The 20309-nt window shown below is 58.6% G+C and carries 15 protein-coding genes; 4 read left to right on the plus strand and 11 right to left on the minus strand.

The features are described from left to right. Positions 1–4 precede the first annotated feature (4 nt). The 5 genes from WFM45_RS04390 to WFM45_RS04410 all read right to left on the minus strand — a co-directional run bounded on the left by WFM45_RS04390 (position 5) and on the right by WFM45_RS04410 (position 7646). Positions 5–1195, minus strand: a complete 1191-nt coding sequence (locus tag WFM45_RS04390; protein WP_004928210.1) for an amino acid aminotransferase — start codon at positions 1193–1195, stop codon at positions 5–7. A 244-nt stretch (positions 1196–1439) separates the two neighbouring features. Then, the gene (ompC, locus tag WFM45_RS04395) at positions 1440–2567 is read right to left on the minus strand and encodes a porin OmpC (protein ID WP_015377340.1); all 1128 of its coding nucleotides are present in this window, start codon (positions 2565–2567) and stop codon (positions 1440–1442) included. Between the two features lie 301 nt (positions 2568–2868). Next, a complete protein-coding gene (gene asnS / locus WFM45_RS04400) occupies positions 2869–4269 on the minus strand; it encodes an asparagine--tRNA ligase (RefSeq protein WP_015377341.1) in 1401 nt (466 codons plus the stop codon). Positions 4270–4484: 215 nt separating this feature from the next. Further along, positions 4485–5690 (minus strand): nicotinate phosphoribosyltransferase, encoded by a 1206-nt coding sequence (gene pncB, locus WFM45_RS04405; RefSeq protein ID WP_004928202.1) that lies wholly within the window; start codon positions 5688–5690, stop codon positions 4485–4487. Between the two features lie 255 nt (positions 5691–5945). Beyond that, complete coding sequence (locus WFM45_RS04410) at positions 5946–7646, minus strand: GGDEF domain-containing protein (RefSeq protein WP_103085720.1); 1701 nt, start codon at positions 7644–7646, stop codon at positions 5946–5948. Between the two features lie 337 nt (positions 7647–7983). Here WFM45_RS04410 and pepN point away from each other — a divergent pair, with 337 nt between their 5' ends. Beyond that, the gene (pepN, locus tag WFM45_RS04415) at positions 7984–10602 is read left to right on the plus strand and encodes an aminopeptidase N (RefSeq protein WP_336954786.1); all 2619 of its coding nucleotides are present in this window, start codon (positions 7984–7986) and stop codon (positions 10600–10602) included. 55 nt (positions 10603–10657) lie between these two features. Here the strand turns inward: pepN and ssuB are convergent, their stop codons facing one another. From ssuB to ssuE, 5 genes are read right to left on the minus strand one after another with little or no spacing between them, the layout of a single operon-like run. Further along, the gene (ssuB, locus tag WFM45_RS04420) at positions 10658–11431 is read right to left on the minus strand and encodes an aliphatic sulfonates ABC transporter ATP-binding protein (RefSeq protein WP_015377344.1); all 774 of its coding nucleotides are present in this window, start codon (positions 11429–11431) and stop codon (positions 10658–10660) included. Then, the gene (gene ssuC / locus WFM45_RS04425) at positions 11428–12222 is read right to left on the minus strand and encodes an aliphatic sulfonate ABC transporter permease SsuC (RefSeq protein WP_015377345.1); all 795 of its coding nucleotides are present in this window, start codon (positions 12220–12222) and stop codon (positions 11428–11430) included. The genes ssuB and ssuC overlap by 4 nt, the downstream gene beginning before the upstream one ends. A gap of 11 nt (positions 12223–12233) precedes the next feature. After that, on the minus strand, positions 12234–13382 hold the full coding sequence (gene ssuD, locus WFM45_RS04430; protein WP_015377346.1) for an FMNH2-dependent alkanesulfonate monooxygenase: 1149 nt from the start codon (positions 13380–13382) through the stop codon (positions 12234–12236). 19 nt (positions 13383–13401) lie between these two features. Continuing rightward, positions 13402–14367, minus strand: coding sequence for a sulfonate ABC transporter substrate-binding protein (locus tag WFM45_RS04435; RefSeq protein WP_088381439.1), 966 nt, complete (start codon positions 14365–14367; stop codon positions 13402–13404). A gap of 24 nt (positions 14368–14391) precedes the next feature. Next, positions 14392–14970, minus strand: a complete 579-nt coding sequence (gene ssuE / locus WFM45_RS04440; RefSeq protein WP_004928176.1) for an NADPH-dependent FMN reductase — start codon at positions 14968–14970, stop codon at positions 14392–14394. A gap of 258 nt (positions 14971–15228) precedes the next feature. On the opposite strand from ssuE, the gene pyrD reads away from it, so the two are divergent. Further along, positions 15229–16239 carry a quinone-dependent dihydroorotate dehydrogenase gene (pyrD, locus tag WFM45_RS04445; protein WP_015377348.1) on the plus strand — a complete coding sequence of 337 codons (1011 nt, stop codon included), beginning with the start codon at positions 15229–15231 and terminating at the stop codon, positions 16237–16239. 176 nt (positions 16240–16415) lie between these two features. Continuing rightward, complete coding sequence (locus WFM45_RS04450) at positions 16416–16964, plus strand: cell division protein ZapC (protein WP_004928171.1); 549 nt, start codon at positions 16416–16418, stop codon at positions 16962–16964. A 6-nt stretch (positions 16965–16970) separates the two neighbouring features. On the opposite strand, the gene WFM45_RS04455 is transcribed toward WFM45_RS04450, so the two are convergent. After that, positions 16971–18074 (minus strand): YcbX family protein, encoded by a 1104-nt coding sequence (locus WFM45_RS04455; RefSeq protein ID WP_336954795.1) that lies wholly within the window; start codon positions 18072–18074, stop codon positions 16971–16973. 103 nt (positions 18075–18177) lie between these two features. Here WFM45_RS04455 and rlmKL point away from each other — a divergent pair, with 103 nt between their 5' ends. Next, the gene (gene rlmKL / locus WFM45_RS04460) at positions 18178–20304 is read left to right on the plus strand and encodes a bifunctional 23S rRNA (guanine(2069)-N(7))-methyltransferase RlmK/23S rRNA (guanine(2445)-N(2))-methyltransferase RlmL (RefSeq protein WP_121976464.1); all 2127 of its coding nucleotides are present in this window, start codon (positions 18178–18180) and stop codon (positions 20302–20304) included. Positions 20305–20309 lie beyond the last annotated feature (5 nt).

Below are 20309 nucleotides of genomic sequence, written 5' to 3' on the forward strand. Positions count from 1 at the left end.
GCTTTTAGAGCACGGCGACGATGGCTTCACACAGCGGCGCCATATTGTCCGGCGTCATGCCGGCCACGTTCACCCGGCCCGAGTTTACGGCGTATACGCCGAACTCTTCACGCAGACGCAGCACCTGTTCTTTGGTCAGGCCGCTGAATGAGAACATGCCGTTCTGCTGGATGATAAAGCTGAAGTCCTGTTGTGCGCCTTTCTCCTGCAGGGTGTTCACGAACAGCTGACGCATGCGGTGAATGCGCTGGCGCATGTCGGTCAGCTCCTGCTCCCACATCGCGCGCAGGGCGTCGTTGCCCAGAATGGTGGCGACAACGGCCGCGCCGTGCGACGGCGGGTTAGAGTAGTTGGCACGAATGGCCGCCTTCACCTGGCTGAAGGCGCGATCGGCGGTTTCGGCATCGGCAGCTACAATGGTGCAAGCGCCGACGCGCTCATTGTACAGGCCGAAGTTTTTCGAGTAGGAGCTGGCGACGATCAGCTCTTGATGTTTGGCGGCGAAAATACGCAGACCCTGCGCATCCTCTTCCAGACCGTTGGCGAAGCCCTGGTAGGCGAAGTCGAACAGCGGCAACCAGCCATTGGCGGCGGAAAGCTCAGCCAGCTGTGCCCACTGTTCCGCCGTTGGATCGATACCGGTCGGGTTATGGCAGCAGCCGTGGAACAGCACGACATCACCGGCCTGAGCCTGTTTCAGGCTGTTCAGCAGGCCGTCAAAATCCAGCGCGTGGTTGGCAGCGTCGTAGTAGGCGTACTCCAGCACTTCCAGACCAACGGCGCTAAAGACGTTCTTGTGGTTCGGCCAGCTTGGGTTGCTGATCCAGATGCGCTTGGCGCTGGTCTGGTTGGCGATAAAGTCTGCCGCCACGCGCAGGCCGCCGGTGCCGCCTGGCGTCTGTGCGGTGCGCGCGCGACGATCGGTGACGATCGGGCTCTCTTTACCGAACAGCAGCTCTTGCGTGCAGCTGGCAAACGCCGGGATGCCTTCAATGCCGAGATAGTTTTTGGTGGTCTCGTTTTCCAGCAGATACTGTTCAGCTTTTTTTACGCTGGTCAGCACCGGGGTTTTGCCGGTTTCATCTTTATAAACGCCAATGCCTAAATTGATTTTATTCGGGCGGGCGTCGGCGCGGAAAATGTCGGTCAGGCCCAGGATCGGGTCGGCGGGTGCGGCGGTGATTTTTTCAAACATGTCAGGTGCTTCCAAATCTCGGAGTTAAGCAGACAGAAGCATCAGGGTAGCGCCAGTTATCGGCTTTGCCAACCGTTTGCGATAAAAACACCGCGATCTTGTGAACGGGAAGGATTCGACAGAAAAAATGAGGGATAAGGGGAAATCTGCAGGATAAAACGTTACCGGCAGACACAAATAAAAACAGGGCCGAAGCCCTGTTTTTTAACTTAGCCGACGGTGAACCGCCGTTAAGCGAGACAACTTAGAACTGGTATACCAGACCAACAGCTACGATATCGTCGGTAGCGGTGCCGGTTGCTTTGGTGAACTCGTTGTCATCCAGCAGGTTGATTTTGTAATCAACGTAGGTGGACATGTTCTTGTTGAAGTAATAGGTGGTACCAACAGAAACATATTTAACCAGATCCTGGTCAGAACCCACGCCTGGGACGTTCAGGTTTTTACCTTTAGATTGCAGGTAAGACACTTCTGGACGCAGACCGAAGTCGAACTGGTACTGAGCAGTCACTTCGAAGTTCTGAGTTTTGCTCGCGAAGCCGCCGCACTTGTCATCGGTAGCTGCACAGCCTGCACCGAAGTTACCGCCGCCGAACGGAGTCATGTTACGGGTTTCTGCGTACATCGCCGCCAGGTAAACGTTGTTGGCGTCGTATTTCGCACCCACGGTCCATGCGTCAGCCTTGTCGCCACGCTCGTTGGAACGCAGTTTTTGGTCGTCGGTACGGTTAGAGGATGCGTATGCAGCGCCGAAGCTTACGCCTTCGCCGATGTCATAAGTAGAGGAGATGCCCCAGCCGTCGCCGTTTTGTTTCTTGACGTTACGGCCGTCGTTCTGGTTTTTGCCCTGGTACTGAACGGCGAAGTTCAGACCGTCAACCAGACCGAAGAAGTTGTTGTTACGATAGGTCGCAACGCCGTTGGTACGGCCGGTCATGAAGTTGTCGGTGTAGGTGTAAGTATCGCCACCGAACTCTGGCAGCATATCGGTCCAGCCTTCCACGTCGTACAGTACGCCGTAGTTACGGCCGTAGTCGAAGGAGCCGTAGTCAGCGAATTTCAGACCCGCGAAGCCCAGACGGGTTTTGGTGCCTTCGGTGCCCTGAGATTCGGAGTGGTTAGCCTGGACGTTGTATTCCCACTGGCCGTAACCGGTCAGTTGGTCAGTAATCTGAGTTTCACCTTTGAAGCCGAAACGAACATAGGTCTGATCGCCGTCATTACCTTTGTCGTCGGAGAAGTAGTGCAGACCGTCAACTTTGCCGTACAGATCCAGCTTGTTGCCGTCTTTGTTGTAGATTTCAGCTGCGTTTGCTGCACCAGCAGCCAACAGAGCCGGGATAACCACTGCAAGAATGTTGCGCTTCATCATTATTACCCTCATTGGTGTTATTCGGACACCTTTGCCACTGCCGCCAATAATTCCTTGGGAACTATTGTTGATAGATTGGTGTCGTCCTGTGTCTGAACGCAGTGTTCCATTCACAGGCGGGTTAATCTAGGACGAAAATGATACCAATGTCGCAATGAGGTTGCAAAAGGAAAGTATGTGTAACCAAATGTAATTTTTCGGGAACTTTGTGACGTGCGTCAATATTAAAAAATGCGAAAGGCCAGCGAGGCTGGCCTTTGTTTTGTAACGAAATCGTTTAAAAAACGTGAGATCGTATAAATTAGAAGCTTGCGTTACGTGGGGTGCGTGGGAACGGGATCACATCGCGCACGTTTTGCACGCCGGTGACATAGGCGATTAAACGTTCAAAGCCCAGGCCGAAACCGGAGTGCGGCACGGTGCCGTAACGACGCAGATCGCGATACCACCAGTAGTCTTCCTTATTCAGGCCCATCTCTTCCAGACGCTGATCGAGCACGTCGAGACGTTCTTCACGCTGAGAACCCCCGATGATTTCACCGATGCCCGGCGCCAGCACGTCCATGGCCGCGACGGTTTTGCCGTCTTCGTTCATGCGCATATAGAACGCTTTGATGTCTTTCGGGTAGTTTTTCACCACTACCGGCGCCTGGAAGTGTTTCTCCGCCAGATAACGCTCATGTTCGGAAGAGAGATCGATACCCCAGGAGACCGGGTTTTCGAAGGTTTGGCCAGAGGCCAGCAGGATCTCAATGGCGTCGGTGTAGTCTACCTGGGCGAAATCGGAAGAGACGAAGCGCTCCAGACGCGCGATAGCGTCTTTATCCACGCGCTCGGCGAAGAATTTCAGATCGTCTGCACGTTCATCCAGCACCGCCTGGAACACATACTTCAGCATGCTTTCGGCCAGGCCGGCGACATCGTCCAGCGTCGCGAAGGCCACTTCCGGCTCGATCATCCAGAATTCAGCCAGATGGCGGCTGGTGTTGGAGTTTTCAGCGCGGAAAGTTGGGCCGAAGGTGTATACCTTGGACAGCGCACAGGCGTAGGTTTCGCCGTTCAGCTGGCCGGAAACGGTGAGGAAGGCTTCCTTACCGAAGAAGTCCTGGCTGAAATCGACCGCGCCCTTGTCGGTGCGCGGCAGGTTTTCCAGATCCAGCGTGGACACGCGGAACATCTCGCCGGCGCCTTCGGTGTCGGAGGCGGTGATCAGCGGGGTAGATACCCAGAAATAGCCATTTTCATGGAAGAAGCGGTGGATCGCCTGCGCCAGGGTATGACGCACGCGCGCCACGGCGCCGATCAGGTTGGTGCGCGGGCGCAGGTGGGCCACTTCGCGCAGGTATTCGATGCTGTGACGTTTGGCCGCCATCGGGTAAGTATCCGGATCGTCGACCCAGCCGACCACTTTGATCGCGGTGGCCTGCAGCTCGAAGCTCTGGCCTTCGCCCGGTGAGGCGACGACCTTGCCGGTAACTTCAACCGAACAGCCGGTGGTCAGGTGCAGCACTTCATCTTGATAATTCGGCAGAGAATTATTAACGACGGCCTGTAACGGATCAAAGCAGGAACCGTCATAGACGGCCAGGAAGGAGATACCAGCTTTTGAATCTCTCCGGGTACGTACCCAGCCGCGTACGGTGACTTCACTGTCAACCGCAGCACGACCTTGCAGTACGTCGACTACAGGCACTACGCTCATAGATTTCTCTCTTTAATAATTTGGTTTAGAAATAGCTTACAACCCAAGAATATGGGGGTAATGGCTATGTTACTTGCCGCGGTGCAGAGCACAAGTAGAAATCATCGGATTGGCGCAACATTTATCGCGGCTGACTGAAAAGAGGGCGTTCGGGATAAAAACAAAAAAGCCGGCGCGTGAACCGGGCCGGCTTTCTCTCTTTATATAAAGAAGGCTCAGCTGGCTTTCTTCACCAGCGGCAGATCGAAGGCCTTGCGCAGGGCCCTGACGAACGCCTGATCCTGGCAGATGGTCTTGCCGGGGCTGTCGGAGAGTTTGGCCACCGGCTTGCCTTTGCACTCGACCAGCTTGATCACGATATTTAACGGCTTAACGCCGGGAATATCGCAGGTCAGGCGCGTGCCGATGCCGAAGCCGAGATTAATGCGCTGATAGAAATGGCGATAGAGCGCCAGCGCTTTTTCCAGATCCAAGTTGTCCGAGAACACCAGCGTTTTGCTCAGTGGGTCGATGCCCAGTTTCTGATAGTGGGCAATGGCCTTTTCACCCCACTCGACGGGATCGCCCGAATCGTGGCGAAGCCCCTGATAACGCTCGGCGAACTGCGGGCCGAAGTCGCGCAGGAAGGCATCCATGGTGATGCAGTCGGTGAGCGCGATGCCAAGCTGGTCCGGATATTCATCCAGCCAGGCCTGCAATGCGGCGCGCTGGCTGTTGGCCAGCACCGGGCTTATCTGCTGATGCGCCTGGAACCACTCATGCGCCTGCGTGCCGACCGGCGCCAGACCCAGCTGGTGCGCCAGATCGTAATTGCTGGTGCCCGACAGGTACGGGAATTCGGCCTGCAAGGTGCTGACGATGGCCTGTTGCACGCCCTGAGAGAAACGGCGGCGGGTGCCGAAGTCCATCAACTTGAAGCGCGAAAGATCCAGATCGCCCGCCAGCGTCTTGAACTGCGCCAGCTTGGTTTGCAGATGCGCCACCGCCTGTTCCGGCGTCGCCAGCGGCGAGCGCCGGCGGTGCACCACTTCGCTGATCACCGCCAGCAATGGGACTTCCCACATGATCACTTCACGCCAGGGGCCGGCGATGCGGATTTGCAGCTTGCCGTCGCGGTTGTCGATGGTGACCTGCTGCGGATCGTAGCGGAACGTTCGCAGCCAGTTCAGGTAATCTTGACGGAAGAAGGGCAGGCCCGAAAGATAAGCGAATTCGGCGTCGGTTAGCGCCAGCCGGCTCATCAGCGCCACCTGCGCGCGGATCTCGTCGGCATATTCGCCTAGCAGTTCGTCGCCGCGGCAGCGGAATTCCGCCGCCACGCTGATCGCGGGATAGCGATGGAACACTGCTTGCTGCATATGAAGCTTATAAGCATCGGTATCAAGCAGTGATGTCAAAATCGGGGAAGCGTATTGAGTCATAGCGCGTTACAGCATCCTCGTCAGGCGCGTGTCCAAATCCGGATAATCATAAAAGTGGGGGTGGAGTATACCCGGATTATCCTGTTATTGAAGCTGCATCACACCATAAATCACCGAAGCGGGTCGAGGATTAAACGTGCCTTTATGGCAGCCGGATAGCGGCGGGGAGGAAAAAAAGCCAGATATGCCTGTAAGGTGAATGACTTAGCCTAATTAGTCATAAAAATTATAATGTTAATTATTTTAAACAGCGAATCAGATAAAGCCGGCCTGGGTATGCACGCTGACCCGATCCTTGCCGTTCTTTTTGCAAAAGTAGAGCGCTTCGTCCGCCTGTTTGATCGCCGCCTGCAGCGCGGTGAACGCGCTGACTGGCGCAATGCCGCAGCTGGTGGTGAAACGCACTTGCCGTCCGTCGGCCAGATGTAGCGTCAGGCGATGAGTACGGGCGCGCAATTGCTCCATGATGTCCCGCGCGTTGTCCAACGAACAGTTGCCCAGCAGCACCGCGAACTCTTCGCCGCCATAGCGGCAGAAGATGTCGCTGGCGCGGAACGCGCGTTGCAGCAGGTGGCCGAAGGCCACCAGCGCCCGGTCGCCCACGTCGTGGCCGTAGCTGTCGTTGAGTTGTTTGAAATTATCGATGTCGATCAGGCAAAAGGCCTGTGGGTAGCTGGCGTTGCCCAGCAGTTGACATTCAAGGAAGAATTTACGGCGGTTGTAGATATTGGTGAGCGGATCGAGGAAGGAAGAGGCCTCGAGCTCTTTAATCAGCAGTTGTTTCTCGCTCTCCAGCGAGACCTTGTCCAGCTGGTATTGCCTGAGCTGCTGAATGGCGTCGCTGATGGCGATCAATTCCTGGCTGTAGAAGGCGTCGTTGCGATCGATATTCATCTCACCGCGCGACAGCCGCACGATATTGTTGTGAGTCTTGGTCAGCCAGCGGTTGATGCTGGTGCAGAACACCAACGCCGGCAAAATGAACAGCAAAACCACCAGGCCGGCGAGTGCGATCATGCCGTAAATGGTCGTCTGGCTGTCGTAAATCTTGTGGCGCGAGGCGAGGGTTTCCAATTCGAAACTGCGTTGATACAGCGCCTGCGAAAGCCCGCTCACATCGTCGACATAGCGCGAAATAAGCGCTGTGGGATAGGGCTTATGGGTATCGATAGCGGTATACAGCCCATTGGTAATCTGCTGGAGGCGTTCAGCGGACACCTGGGCGAGCAACGCATTGACGATGTTGGTGATTTGTCCATCGTCGTAGTTGATCTTCATGAAGATCAATCGGGTGCTCAGCGCGTTCAGCACGCCGGTTAGCTGAATGGACTTCAGATAGGCGTCTTTGCGAACGAGCTGGCTGACGTTGACGTCGATAATCTGATCGCTCAATTCCGTCAATGACATATTTAGCCGGTTATTGAGGCGGATGGCCTCGAGAAACATAAAGGAGTCGGTATCCACCATCCGGGTATCGTAGGTGTAGCGGTAATAACTCTTGCTGGTTTGCGAGATGTAATAGGCGCTATTGATGTTGAACAGATTGGCGTTGGTGTTATTGACCTGCGAAAGCTGCAGGTTGTCATTATCCAGCAGCTGTTCCATTAAAGCGATCATCGACAGCGCGGCGATTTTTTGCCGAACCCCGAGCTGTCTGGCGACCTCATCGTCCAGATGTTCGCGGATCCGGGTGATTCTCTCACGCGCCACCCGATCGGCGGCCAAACATTGCGCACGGGTGATTTGCGGATCGATCAGGCTCAATCGTTTGAGGCGATGAGCCAGCAACGCAGCCTGAAAAGCTTCGGAAATTTCTTTGGCGCGATCAATTTTGTACAGGTTTAGCTGGTTGTCGCGGTAGTCGGTATGGGCTTCGAGCAGCTCATCGACGATGAACAGAGAGAAGGAAGTCATCAGGCACAGGGTAAAAAAATAGATTGCGTATTTAATTTTCATAGTGCGAGTCATCCCTGAGCCTGATGCCGCAATTATACCACCATGCCGTCGGTGTCGCCTCAACTATGCCGGCGCGCCGCGATGGCGATTTTTTAGCATTAAATGCTGATTTTTATTTGGCCATTGGTCACCCGCACTGCCGCCTGCCGGGCGATTTATGATTTGCCTCTGATTTCTCTCTCCTGGTCGCCCTGCGGCTCTGGGCTTTTCGGCCAGCTGTGATACAGTTTATTCACAATTCAGGCTCACCGCGCGCCGCAGGGGAACATACCGGCTGCGGTACGAAGGAGAAGAGCGGCCTGGCACCTATAACTCACTGAGACGTTTAAGGGTTTTTATGACACAACAGCCACAGGCAAAATACCGCCACGATTATCGCGCGCCCGATTACACCACGACCGATATCGATTTGGACTTCAGTCTGGACGCGGAAACCACGCGCGTGACCGCCGTCAGCAAAATCAAACGTCAGGGGGCGGCCGGCGCACCGCTGGTGCTGGATGGCGAAGATTTGACGCTGGTGAGCATTCAGGTGGACGGCCAACCGTGGAACGCCTACCGTCAGCAGGATAACCAGCTGATCATCGAAGAGTTGCCGGCACAATTCACTCTTACCATTGTCAACGATATTCACCCGGCGAAGAACACCGCGCTGGAAGGGCTGTACCTGTCCGGCGATGCGCTGTGCACGCAATGCGAAGCCGAAGGCTTCCACCACATTACCTATTACCAGGATCGCCCGGACGTGCTGGCGCGCTTTACCACCCGCATCGTGGCCGACAAGACGCGCTATCCGTTCCTGCTGTCGAACGGCAACCGCATCGGCCAGGGCGAATTGGCCGATGGCCGCCACTGGGTGCAATGGCAGGATCCGTTCCCGAAACCTTGCTACCTGTTCGCGCTGGTGGCGGGGGATTTCGACGTGCTGCGCGACAGCTTCACCACCCGTTCCGGCCGTAAGGTCGCACTGGAGCTGTTCGTCGATCGCGGCAACCTGGATCGCGCCGACTGGGCAATGACTTCGTTGAAGAACTCGATGAAGTGGGACGAGACCCGCTTCGGCCTGGAATATGATCTCGACATTTATATGATTGTGGCGGTCGATTTCTTCAATATGGGCGCGATGGAGAACAAAGGGTTAAATATCTTTAACTCCAAATATGTGCTGGCGAAGGCGGAAACCGCGACCGACAAGGATTACCTGAACATCGAAGCGGTGATCGGCCACGAATACTTCCACAACTGGACCGGTAACCGCGTGACCTGCCGCGACTGGTTCCAGCTCAGTCTGAAAGAGGGGCTGACGGTGTTCCGCGATCAGGAATTCAGTTCCGATCTGGGATCGCGTTCGGTCAACCGCATCGACAATGTGCGCGTGATGCGCGGCGCGCAGTTTGCCGAAGACGCCAGCCCGATGGCGCACGCCATCCGCCCGGACAAAGTCATCGAGATGAACAACTTCTACACCCTCACGGTGTATGAAAAGGGTTCCGAGGTGATCCGCATGATGCATACCCTGTTGGGGGAGGAGAACTTCCAGAAAGGGATGCAGCTCTATTTCGAACGCCACGACGGCAGCGCCGCTACCTGCGACGATTTCGTGCAGGCGATGGAGGATGCGTCTAACGTCGATCTGTCGCGCTTCCGCCGTTGGTATAGCCAGTCCGGCACGCCGCTGTTGACGGTGCGCGACGAGTACGATGCGGAAACTCAGCAATATCGCCTGCATGTCAGCCAGAAAACTGCGCCGACTGCCGATCAGCCGGAGAAGTTGCCGCTGCATATTCCGCTGGATATCGAACTGTACGACAGCGAAGGCAATGTCATTCCATTGCAAAAAGGCGGCCTGCCGGTCAACAACGTGCTGAACGTCACCGAAGCGGAGCAGACCTTCGTGTTCGACGGCGTGGCGCACAAGCCGGTACCGTCGCTGCTGCGCGAATTCTCCGCGCCGGTGAAACTGGACTATCCGTACAGCGATCAGCAACTGACCTTCCTGATGCAGCACGCACGCAATGAATTTGCACGTTGGGATGCGGCACAGAGCCTGCTGGCGACCTATATCAAGCTGAACGTGGCGCGGCACCAGCAGAAGCAGCCACTGTCGCTGCCGCTGCACGTGGCCGATGCGTTCCGTGCGGTGCTGCTGGACGAAAAACTGGATCCGGCGCTGGCGGCGCAGATCCTGACGCTGCCGTCGGAGAACGAAATCGCCGAGCTGTTTGCCACTATCGATCCGGAAGCGATCGCCGCGGTGCACGAAGCGATCGTACGCTGCCTGGCGCGGGAGTTGGCCGAAGAGTGGCTGGCGGTGTATCACGCCAACAAGACCGACGGCTACCGCGTGGAGCATGCCGAGATCGCCAAGCGCGCCTTGCGCAATGTGTGCCTGGGCTATCTGGCGTTCGGCGAAGATGAGGCGCTGGCGGACCAGCTGGTGAACGAACAGTATCGCCAGGCGGACAACATGACCGACTCGCTGGCGGCGCTGTCTGCCGCGGTCGCGGCCCAGCTGCCGTGCCGCGATGCGCTGCTGGCGGCGTTCGACGAGCGCTGGCATCAGGATGGCCTGGTGATGGACAAATGGTTCGTGCTGCAGGGCGGCAGCCCGGCGGCAGACGTGTTGAGCAAGGTGCGCGCGCTGTTGCAACACCGCTCGTTCAGCCTGAGCAACCCGAACCGCACCCGTTCGCTGATCGGCGGCTTCGCTTCCGGCAACCCGGCGGCGTTCCATGCCGCGGACGGCAGCGGCTATCAGTTCCTGGTGGAGATCCTCAGCGATCTCAACCAGCGCAACCCGCAGATCGCCGCGCGCCTGATCGAACCGCTGATTCGCCTGAAGCGTTACGATGCCGGCCGCCAGGCGCTGATGCGTAAGGCGCTGGAACAGCTGAAAGGGTTGGAAAACCTGTCCGGCGATCTGTACGAGAAGATCAGCAAGGCGCTCGACGCCTGATTTTTTCGCGCTAGAGACATCAAGGGACGGCCTGGGCCGTCCCTTTTTCATTCATTCAATTCGCCGCCCGGCGCGCGGCGTCCGTCGCGGCAGGCGGCGATAACACCCGTTCCAGCACTTCGGCCTCCAGTTCCGCCAGCCTGGCCGAGCCTTTGCGGCGCGGCCGCGGCAGATCGATGCTCAGATCCAGCCCGATATGCCCCTCTTCAATCAGGATCACCCGATCCGCCAGCGCGATGGCTTCGCTGACGTCATGTGTGACCAGCAGTACGGTAAAACCGTGTTGTAGCCACAGCGTCTCTATCAGACCTTGCATCTCGATGCGCGTCAGGGCATCCAGCGCCCCGAGCGGTTCGTCCAGCAGCAGCAGGCGGGGGCGGTGGATCAGCGCGCGCGCCAGGGCGACCCGCTGTTTTTGTCCGCCGGACAGCGCCGCCGGCCAATCGCGGGCGCGATCCGCCAAACCGACCGCTTCCAGGGCTTGCAACGCCGCGTCGCGCCACTGGCCGCGCAGCCCCAGACCCACGTTATCGATCACCGTTTTCCATGGCAGCAGGCGCGCATCCTGAAACATCAACCGGGTATCCTCTTTAGCGGCGGCGAGCGGCGCGTTGCCGCTGAGCAAAGCGCCGCTGCTGGCCTGTTCCAGGCCGGCCAACAGGCGCAGCAGGGTGCTCTTGCCGCAGCCGCTGCGGCCAACCACCGCCACGAACTGCCCGGCGGAAATGCGCAGCTGAATATTGTCCAGCACCGTGCGGTTGCCGTAACGTTTGCCGATAGACTCCAGCGTCACCGGCGTGCCTTGCGCAAGGCGAGCGGGAAGGGTCATAGCGCTTCTCCCTGTTTCAGTTGATAGGCCGGATGCCAGCGCAACCAGACGCGCTCCAGCAGCTGCGCGCCCACGTCCGCCAGCTTGCCGAGCAGGGCGTACAGCACGATCGCCACCACCACCACGTCGGTTTGCAGAAATTCACGCGCGTTCATCGCCAGGTAGCCGATGCCCGAATTGGCCGAGATGGTTTCGGCGACGATCAGCGTCAGCCACATGAAGCCGAGAGCGAAACGCACGCCGACCATAATCGACGGCAGCGCGCCCGGCAGCACCACCTGTGTAAACAGGCGAAAACCGCTCAGGCCGTAGCTGCGGGCCATCTCCAACAGGCCGCGATCGATGTTTTTGATGCCGTGATAGGTATTGAGATAAATCGGGAACAGCGTACCGAGCGCCACCAGAAAGATCTTGGCGGATTCATCGATGCCGAACCACAGGATCACCAACGGGATCAGCGCCAGATGCGGCACGTTGCGGATCATTTGCACCGAGCTGTCCAGCAGGCGTTCGCCCCAGCGCGACAGCCCGGTAATAAAGCCGAGTATCAGTCCGATGCTGCCGCCGATGGCGAAGCCTAACAACGCGCGCTGGCTGCTGATGCTCAGGTGCTGCCACAGTTCGCCGCTTTGGCTCAGGCGCCAGAAGGCGGCCAGCACCGCACTCGGCGCCGGCAAAATGCGGTTGGACAGCCAGCCGGTTTCGACGGCGATTTGCCAGATGATCACCAGCGCCAGCGGCAGCGTCCAGGGGGCCAGCCGATACAGGATGCGTTGTACGTTATTTGCCATCGGGGCGCTCCTCAGCTCTGCGATACTTTTTGCGGAACATAGATGTTGGCCACCACTTCGCCCTGCGGACGCACCGGCTGAAGGCGAGCGGGCGTTTCCTCCTGCGCTAGATCGAGGTGCGGGAACAGCAGTTCGCCGACGCGGTAGGCCTCTTCCAGATGCGGATAGCCGGAGAGAATAAAGGTGTCGATGCCCAGATCGGCATATTCCTGCATGCGCGCCGCGACCGTCGGGCCATCGCCCACCAGCGCGGTGCCGGCGCCGCCGCGCACCAGGCCGATGCCGGCCCACAGGTTCGGGCTGATCTCCAGGTTATCCTTTTTGCCGCCGTGCAGCGCCGCCATGCGCCGTTGGCCGACGGAGTCGAAGCGCGCAAAGGCCTGCTGCGCGTTGGCGATGGTTTCCTCATCGAGGTGGGCGATCAGCCGGTCAGCGGCGCGCCAGGCTTCTTCGGTGGTTTCCCGCACGATGACGTGCAGCCGGATGCCGAAACGCACCTGGCGGCCTTTCGCCGCCGCTTTGGCGCGCACCTCTTCGATCTTCGCCTTAACCTGCGCCGGCGGCTCTCCCCAGGTGAGATACATTTCTACCTGCTCGGCGGCCAGATCCTGCGCGGCGGCGGAGGATCCGCCGAAATAGAGCGGCGGGCGCGGCTGTTGCACCGGCGGGAACAGCAGTTTGGCGCCTTTCACCTGAATATGCTTGCCGTGGAAATCGACGGTTTCCCCTTCCAGCACCCGGCGCCAGATGTGGGTGAACTCGGTTGAGGCTTCGTAGCGTTCTTCATGGCTAAGGTGCAGCCCCTCGGCCGCCAGCTCTTCCGGATCGCCGCCGGTGACCAGATTGAACAGCGCGCGCCCGTTGGACAGGCGATCCAGCGTCGCCGCCTGGCGCGCCGCCAGCGTAGGGGAGATGATGCCCGGCCGCAGCGCGACCAAAAATTTCAGCCGCTGGGTGACCGGGATCAGCGAGGCGGCCACCAGCCAGGAGTCTTCGCAGGAGCGGCCGGTGGGGATCAGCACGCCGCCGAATCCCAGCCGATCCGCCGCCTGGGCGATCTGCTGCAAGTAACCGTGATCGACGCTGCGCGCCCCTTGTGCGCTGCCAAGATAGTGGCCGTCGCCGTGGGTGGGTAAAAACCAGAAAACGTTCAGGCTCATCGTCAATGCTCTCCCGTATTTATTGCGCGCTAGGGCGCCAGATGCGTTGCGAGATGTCGACCTTCACCGGCACCAGCCGGTTGGTGTAAAACAGGTCGGCGGTTTGCTGCTGCGCGGCGATGGTATGCGCATCGAGCGGTGTGATGGCGGTCGGGGGGCGGTGATCCAGATAGCTGGCGATCACCGGTTCCGGCAGCCCCATGGCGTTGGCCAGCAAGGTCACGCTTTGCGCCCGGTCGCTGCGGGTGAGCGCATCGGCCTGGGTCAGCACCGTCAGGATCTGGCTGATAAAGGCGCCGTTGGCTTCGACATAAGGGCGCGCCGCCAGATAGAAGGAGCCGGTCTGGTTCAGATCGGTGCCGTCGCCGAGCACCCGCACGCCGCCCTGCAGCAGCGCGGCGGAATAATAAGGATCCCAGATCGCCCAGGCATCGACGTTGCCCTGTTGGAATGCGGCGCGCGCATCGGCGGGCGTCAGATAGGCGGGCTGGATATCCGTAAATTTCAGTCCGGCTTTTTGCAGCGATCGCAGCAGCAGGTTATGTGAGCTGGATCCTTTCTGGAACGCGACCTTATGGTCTTTCAGATCTGCGACGGTTTTGATCGGGCTGTTTTCCGGCACCAGGATCACTTCCGCCTTCGGTTTGGGCGGCTCAACGCCGACATACAGCAGATCGGCCCCGGCGGCCTGCGCGAAGATCGGCGGAATATCGCCGGTGCTGCCCAGATCGATGCTGCCGACGTTCAGGGCCTCCAGCATTTGCGGGCCGGCGGGAAACTCGATCCAACTGATGCGGGTGGCGGGGAAACGTTCCTCCAGCAGCCGGTGGCTCTTCGCCAGCACCAGACTGACCGATCCTTTTTGGTAGCCGATGCGGAACTGCGCCGGATCCTGAGCGACGGCGGCGTTGGCCCAAACCAGCGACAGCAGGCCGGTGAAGGCGGCGGCGCTCAGCCAACGCCGCAAAGCAATGCGTTGTTTCATTCAGGCTCTCCTTTTCCAGGCGTTTCAGGCGGTTTGACGCGCCGCCAGTGGCGAGGCGACGCGCAGCGCCGGCGGTTTGCGGCGGCCAAGTGCCAGATAGAAACTGGCCAGTGCCTCTTCCAGCCGGGCGGCCACGGCGTCGGTGAGCGTGGCGCCTTCGTCGGTCAGCTGGATCTGGCTGTCGTCGGCGAACACGCCGTGCAGCACCTCTTGCGCTTTCAGCGCCGCCAGTACCGGTTTCAACGCATAGTCCACCGCCAGCATGTGGCCGATCGAACCACCGGTCGCCAGCGGCAACACCACCTTATGATCCAGAGCGCGTTCCGGCAGCAGATCCAGCAGGGTTTTCAGCGCGCCGGAGAACGACGCTTTATAAACCGGCGTGGAAATCAGCAGGCCGTCGGCCTGCGCCAGCTGCTCGGCAAACGCCTTGATCGCCGGACTGTTGAAGTTGGCGTACAGCAGATCTTCGGCGTCAAAGTCGTGCAGGGTATAGGCCGTCACTTCCACCCCTTGCTGCCGCAGCCAGTTCTGACTCAGCGAGAGCAGCGCGGCGGAACGTGATGGGATGCGTGGGCTACCGGCCAGTGATATAACGCGCATTGCCACTCCTTATAACTAAAAGTTAGGTTTAATTAGAAAATCAATAGGAAGTGTTTTAAACCTACCAGCAACCCGGCGCGTTTTTTAAATCTCATTTTTTGATTTGGATATGCGCAAAAGCGGATTAGCGCCGATTTGGCGGTGAAGAGGGAAAACGATTGCGTAAAAACGGCTTTTTTTGCCTTTAATCAATTCCAATTAGGCGGGGGATACCGGATAATACGCCCCCGGTTTGCAACCGGGAAATCAGGAGAGTCCATGTACTACCCCCTCATCAGGAAAGCGTTGTTCCAGCTCGATCCGGAGCGCGCGCACGAAGTGACCTTTCGTCAGCTCAGCCGTATTACCGGCACCCCATTAGCGTTTCTTGTCCGTCAGTCCGTGCCGACCAAACCGGTCAACTGCATGGGGCTGTCGTTTAAAAACCCGCTGGGATTGGCCGCCGGTCTGGATAAAAACGGCGAATGCATCGATGCGTTCGGCGCGATGGGCTTCGGCCATGTGGAAGTCGGCACCGTGACGCCGCGTCCGCAACCGGGCAACGACAAGCCGCGCTTGTTCCGCGTGGTTGAGGCGGAAGGCCTGATTAACCGCATGGGGTTCAATAACCATGGCGTGGACAATCTGGTTGAAAACGTTAAGAAATCCCATTTCGGCGGCATTCTTGGGATCAATATCGGCAAGAATAAAGACACGCCGGTCGAGCAGGGCAAAGACGATTATTTGATCTGCATGGATAAAGTTTATCCGTATGCCGGATATATCGCGATTAACATCTCTTCACCGAATACGCCGGGGTTACGATCCTTACAGTATGGCGAAGCGCTGGACGATCTTTTGGCTGCGATTAAAAATAAGCAGCAGGAATTACATGCGCGTCATCACAAATATGTGCCGGTGGCGGTAAAGATCGCGCCGGATCTTTCAGAAGAAGAATTGATCCAAATTGCCGATAGCCTGGTGCGGCATAATATCGATGGCGTGATCGCCACCAATACCACGTTGGATCGAAAATTGATCCAGGGGTTGAATTACTGCGAACAAGCGGGCGGGTTAAGCGGGCGTCCGTTGCAATCACGCAGCACCGAAGTTATCCGTCGTCTCTCCACCGAACTGCAGGGGCGCCTGCCGATTATTGGCGTAGGCGGCATCGATTCGCTGACGGCGGCGCGCGAAAAAATGGAGGCCGGCGCGAGCCTGCTGCAAATTTATTCCGGATTTATCTATCACGGCCCGCGTTTGATTAAAGATATCGTTACCCATATCTAATATTTTTCCTCTCATTTTATTCCGGGGGTTTATTTCTGCCCCCGGCTCGTCTATATTTTGTTCGTTAGCTTAAATATCGTTCGCGGAATTATCCGATGTTTAAGCGATTTCATCGGTGATAAAATCGCCTTTTAGGGTGAGTGCGGCGTTGGCATAGGCAGCGAGAAGGATACGAAATGAAGATAAAACCTGACGATAATTGGCGTTGGTATTTTGATGCCGAACACGATCGGCTAATGCTGGATTTAGCTAATGGTATGATCTTTCGTTCACGTTTCCCGGCCAAAATGTTAACGCCGGACGCCTTTGATGAATGTGCTTTTTGCGTGGATGACGCCGCCCTTTATTTCACCTATGAAGAACAGTGCAAGCAGGTCAAGCTTAGCCATGAACAGCGCGCCGAGCTGGTGCTGAATGCGCTGGTCGCCTATCGCTTCCTGAAACCGCTGATGCCAAAGAGCTGGCATTTCTCGCAGCAGCATTACCCGCTGCAGCCGAAAAACGGCGAGCTGGCGGCGGTGAAAGTGATGGAGAGCGGCGCGGAAGCGCGCTTGCTGGTGGTGGAGGCCGGGGATAACGCCAGCCTGTGCCTGCTGGCGCAAAATCAGCTGACGGTCGCCGGCCGTACCATGGTCTTGGGCGACGCCATCAAGGTGATGCACGATCGGCTGAAGCCCTGCGCACAGGATGAAAGCGCCGCCCCGGCTTACGACAGGGCGGTATAAGGCGGTTTACGCCAGGGTCAAATCACTTTTCGGGATGCAGCTGCAGCACAGGATGGTGCCGTTGTCGCCCAGCGCGCTTTTCTTCAGGGGCGCGACTTCACCGTTCAGCAACGTAATGCGGCAACTGCCGCAAATCCCGGCGCGGCAGGAGTAAGGTACGCGGATGCCTTGCTGTTCCAACTGTTCGAGCAAGATCTGCTGGTTGTTGCCGGTAAACACCTTTCCTTCATATTCGATCGTGACGCTGTGCGCGCTGTCTTGCGGCACCTGCACGCTCTCCACCACTTTGCCTGCGCCATAAGGGCGCGGCGGCTTGGTCGACAGCACTTCCACCGTATCGCCCACGCGGATGATGCCGCTGTTGCGGGCGATCATATTCTGGCCGAAATCGATATCGCCGTTGTCGGCGGAGCGGAATTTTTGCAGCGTGCTGAGCGGTTCGCCGCTCGGGTGCTTGCGGCCGCGCTCGGTGCTGACGGTGGTGAGCACGCAGCGGCTGCAGGGTTTCACCAGATCGAACATCACGTCGCCGACGCGGATCACCTGCCAGCCGTCCTCGGCCCAGGCGGTGGCGCCGCTCACCACCAGATTGGGGCGGAACTGTTCCAGCTTGATGCTGCCGGGGCAACGCTGCTGCAGATCGTTAAACGAGGCCTGGTTAATCAGCAGATAAGGATAGCCGTCGGCAAACGTCAGTGGGATTTCGGGGTGCTTCTTCACCCGGCGGGTCAGCTCCGGCCCCAGCCAGCGCAGCTGCACGTCGCGCTGGAAATAGCCGCTTAGCCAGCGGTTGATCTCATCTGGCGCGATCAGCGCGGTGAAATGGTTGCCCCACACCTCGGTCGGCTGCGGCGCGGCGGCGAAGTCGCTGAAGCGAATGGCGGCGCTTTCGCCGTCCGGCGCGGTCAGGAATAGCCCGTCCGGCAACAGCGCCGGCGTGAACAACACCATCTGCGGGTATTGGCGCGCGGTAATAAAGGTGCCGTCCGGCTCGGTGATCATAAAGTTGCGGTCGAAGGCCAGACCGCTGCTGCCGACCTGGGCGTAGGAAAGCTGCAGGCCGCGCAGTGATTTAACCGGATGGACGTAGAGTCTGGAAAGCGTGATCACCCTTATCTCCGTGCGATGATTAAATAGAAGGGAGCAACTTTATGACAAGCGGTGCGGATTAGCTATAATGCGCAACAATTTTCTTTTTGGTGATAAGTACGATATGAACTCTCTGTTTGCCAGCACGGCGCGTGGATTGGAAGAACTGTTAAAAAGCGAGCTGGAAGCGCTTGGCGCTCACGACTGCAAAGTGGTGCAGGGCGGGGTACATTTTCAGGGTGACGATCGTCTTCTGTACCAAAGCCTGCTGTGGAGCCGCCTGGCTTCGCGCATTCTGTTGCCGCTGAACGAATTCCGCGTGCACAGCGATCTGGATCTGTACCTCGGGGTGCAGGCGATCGACTGGCCGAGCATTTTTGGCGTGGATAAAACCTTTGCCGTGCATTTCAGCGGCGTGAACGAAGAGATCCGCAACAGCCAGTATGGCGCGCTGAAGGTGAAAGACGCCATCGTCGACAGCTTTACCCGTAAACTCGACCAACGCCCGACGGTCGCCAAGCAGCAGCCGGACATTCGCGTTAACGTCTTCCTGCAACGCGATATGGCCAGCGTGGCGCTCGATCTGAGCGGCGAAGGCCTGCACCAGCGCGGCTACCGCGATCTCACCGGCCAGGCGCCGCTGAAGGAAAACCTGGCGGCCGCCATCGTGTTGCGTTCCGGCTGGCAGCCGGGCACGCCGATGCTTGATCCGATGTGCGGCTCCGGCACGCTGTTGATCGAAGCGGCGATGATCGCCGCCGATCGCGCGCCGGGCCTGCACCGTCAACACTGGGGCTTCAGCGCCTGGAATGGCCACAACGCCGACCTGTGGCGTGAAGTCACCACCGAAGCGCAGGTACGCGCGCGCCGCGGCCTGCAGGAAACCGCCTCTCGCTTCTTCGGCTCCGATATCGATCGCCGGGTGATTGAAATGGCGCGCGGCAACGCCCGCCGCGCCGGCGTCGCCGAGCTGATTACCTTCAACGTCGGCGACGTGGCGCGCTTGACCAACCCGCTGCCGGAAGGCCCGCACGGCACGGTGATCAGCAACCCGCCGTACGGCGAGCGTCTGGAAAGCGAACCGGCGCTGATCGCGCTGCACAATATGCTGGGCCGCGTGATGAAAAGCGCCTTCGGCGGTTGGCAGCTGTCGCTGTTCAGCGCCTCGCCGGAGCTGTTGAGCTGCCTGCAGCTGCGCGCCGAGCGCCAGTTCAAGGCGAAGAACGGCCCGCTGGAGTGCGTGCAGAAAAACTATCAGCTGGCGGCAAGCCCGGCCGGCACCGCTACCGGCGGCGTGCAGGTGGCGGAAGATTTCGCCAACCGTCTGCGCAAGAATTTGAAGAAGCTCGACAAGTGGGCGAAGCAGCAGGGCATTGAATGCTACCGCCTGTACGATGCCGATCTGCCAGAATATAACGTCGCGGTGGACCGTTACGGCAGCAAGGTGGTGGTGCAGGAATATGCGCCGCCGAAAACCGTCGATGCGCAGAAAGCCCGACAGCGCCTGTTCGATGTGATCAACGCGACGCTGGCGGTGCTGGAATTGCCGTCGAATCAGCTGATCCTGAAAACCCGCGAGCGGCAGAAGGGCAAAAACCAGTACGAGAAGCTGGCGCAGAAGGGCGAGTTCTTGCTGGTGGAAGAGTATAACGCCAAGCTGTGGGTCAACCTGACCGACTATCTCGATACCGGCCTGTTCCTCGATCACCGCATCGCGCGCCGTATGCTGGGCGAGATGAGCGGCGGCAAGGATTTCCTCAACCTGTTCGCCTATACCGGCACCGCCAGCGTGCACGCCGGGCTGGGCGGCGCGCGCAGCACCACCACGGTGGACATGTCGCGCACTTACCTGGAATGGGCGGAGAAGAACCTGCGCGCCAACGGCCTGACCGGCCGCCAGCATCGGCTGATCCAGGCCGACTGCCTGTCGTGGCTGAGCAATGCCAATGAACAGTTCGACGTGATCTTCATCGATCCGCCGACGTTCTCCAACTCCAAGCGGATGGAGAACACCTTTGACGTGCAGCGCGATCATCTGGCGCTGATGAAAGATTTGAAACGGTTGCTGCGCCGCAACGGGACCATCATGTTCTCGAACAACAAGCGCGGTTTCCAAATGGATATGGCAGGGCTGAGCGCGTTGGGTCTGGAGGCGAAAGAGATCACCGCCAAGACGCTGTCGCAGGATTTTGCCCGTAACCGTCAGATCCACAACTGCTGGCTGGTGACTCACGCCGGCGAAGGAAAATAATTACT

Source organism: Serratia sp. KG1D (assembly GCF_037150675.1).
Taxonomy (GTDB): domain Bacteria; phylum Pseudomonadota; class Gammaproteobacteria; order Enterobacterales; family Enterobacteriaceae; genus Serratia; species Serratia nematodiphila.

What these genes read in the sequence shown, in the direction of transcription:
- WFM45_RS04390 (WP_004928210.1), bottom strand. Translation starts at nt 1,195, where the DNA reads ATGTTTGAAAAAATCACCGCCGCACCCGCCGACCCGATCCTGGGCCTG.
- ompC (WP_015377340.1), bottom strand. Translation starts at nt 2,567, where the DNA reads ATGATGAAGCGCAACATTCTTGCAGTGGTTATCCCGGCTCTGTTGGCT.
- asnS (WP_015377341.1), bottom strand. Translation starts at nt 4,269, where the DNA reads ATGAGCGTAGTGCCTGTAGTCGACGTACTGCAAGGTCGTGCTGCGGTT.
- pncB (WP_004928202.1), bottom strand. Translation starts at nt 5,690, where the DNA reads ATGACTCAATACGCTTCCCCGATTTTGACATCACTGCTTGATACCGAT.
- WFM45_RS04410 (WP_103085720.1), bottom strand. Translation starts at nt 7,646, where the DNA reads ATGAAAATTAAATACGCAATCTATTTTTTTACCCTGTGCCTGATGACT.
- pepN (WP_336954786.1), top strand. Translation starts at nt 7,984, where the DNA reads ATGACACAACAGCCACAGGCAAAATACCGCCACGATTATCGCGCGCCC.
- ssuB (WP_015377344.1), bottom strand. Translation starts at nt 11,431, where the DNA reads ATGACCCTTCCCGCTCGCCTTGCGCAAGGCACGCCGGTGACGCTGGAG.
- ssuC (WP_015377345.1), bottom strand. Translation starts at nt 12,222, where the DNA reads ATGGCAAATAACGTACAACGCATCCTGTATCGGCTGGCCCCCTGGACG.
- ssuD (WP_015377346.1), bottom strand. Translation starts at nt 13,382, where the DNA reads ATGAGCCTGAACGTTTTCTGGTTTTTACCCACCCACGGCGACGGCCAC.
- WFM45_RS04435 (WP_088381439.1), bottom strand. Translation starts at nt 14,367, where the DNA reads ATGAAACAACGCATTGCTTTGCGGCGTTGGCTGAGCGCCGCCGCCTTC.
- ssuE (WP_004928176.1), bottom strand. Translation starts at nt 14,970, where the DNA reads ATGCGCGTTATATCACTGGCCGGTAGCCCACGCATCCCATCACGTTCC.
- pyrD (WP_015377348.1), top strand. Translation starts at nt 15,229, where the DNA reads ATGTACTACCCCCTCATCAGGAAAGCGTTGTTCCAGCTCGATCCGGAG.
- WFM45_RS04450 (WP_004928171.1), top strand. Translation starts at nt 16,416, where the DNA reads ATGAAGATAAAACCTGACGATAATTGGCGTTGGTATTTTGATGCCGAA.
- rlmKL (WP_121976464.1), top strand. Translation starts at nt 18,178, where the DNA reads ATGAACTCTCTGTTTGCCAGCACGGCGCGTGGATTGGAAGAACTGTTA.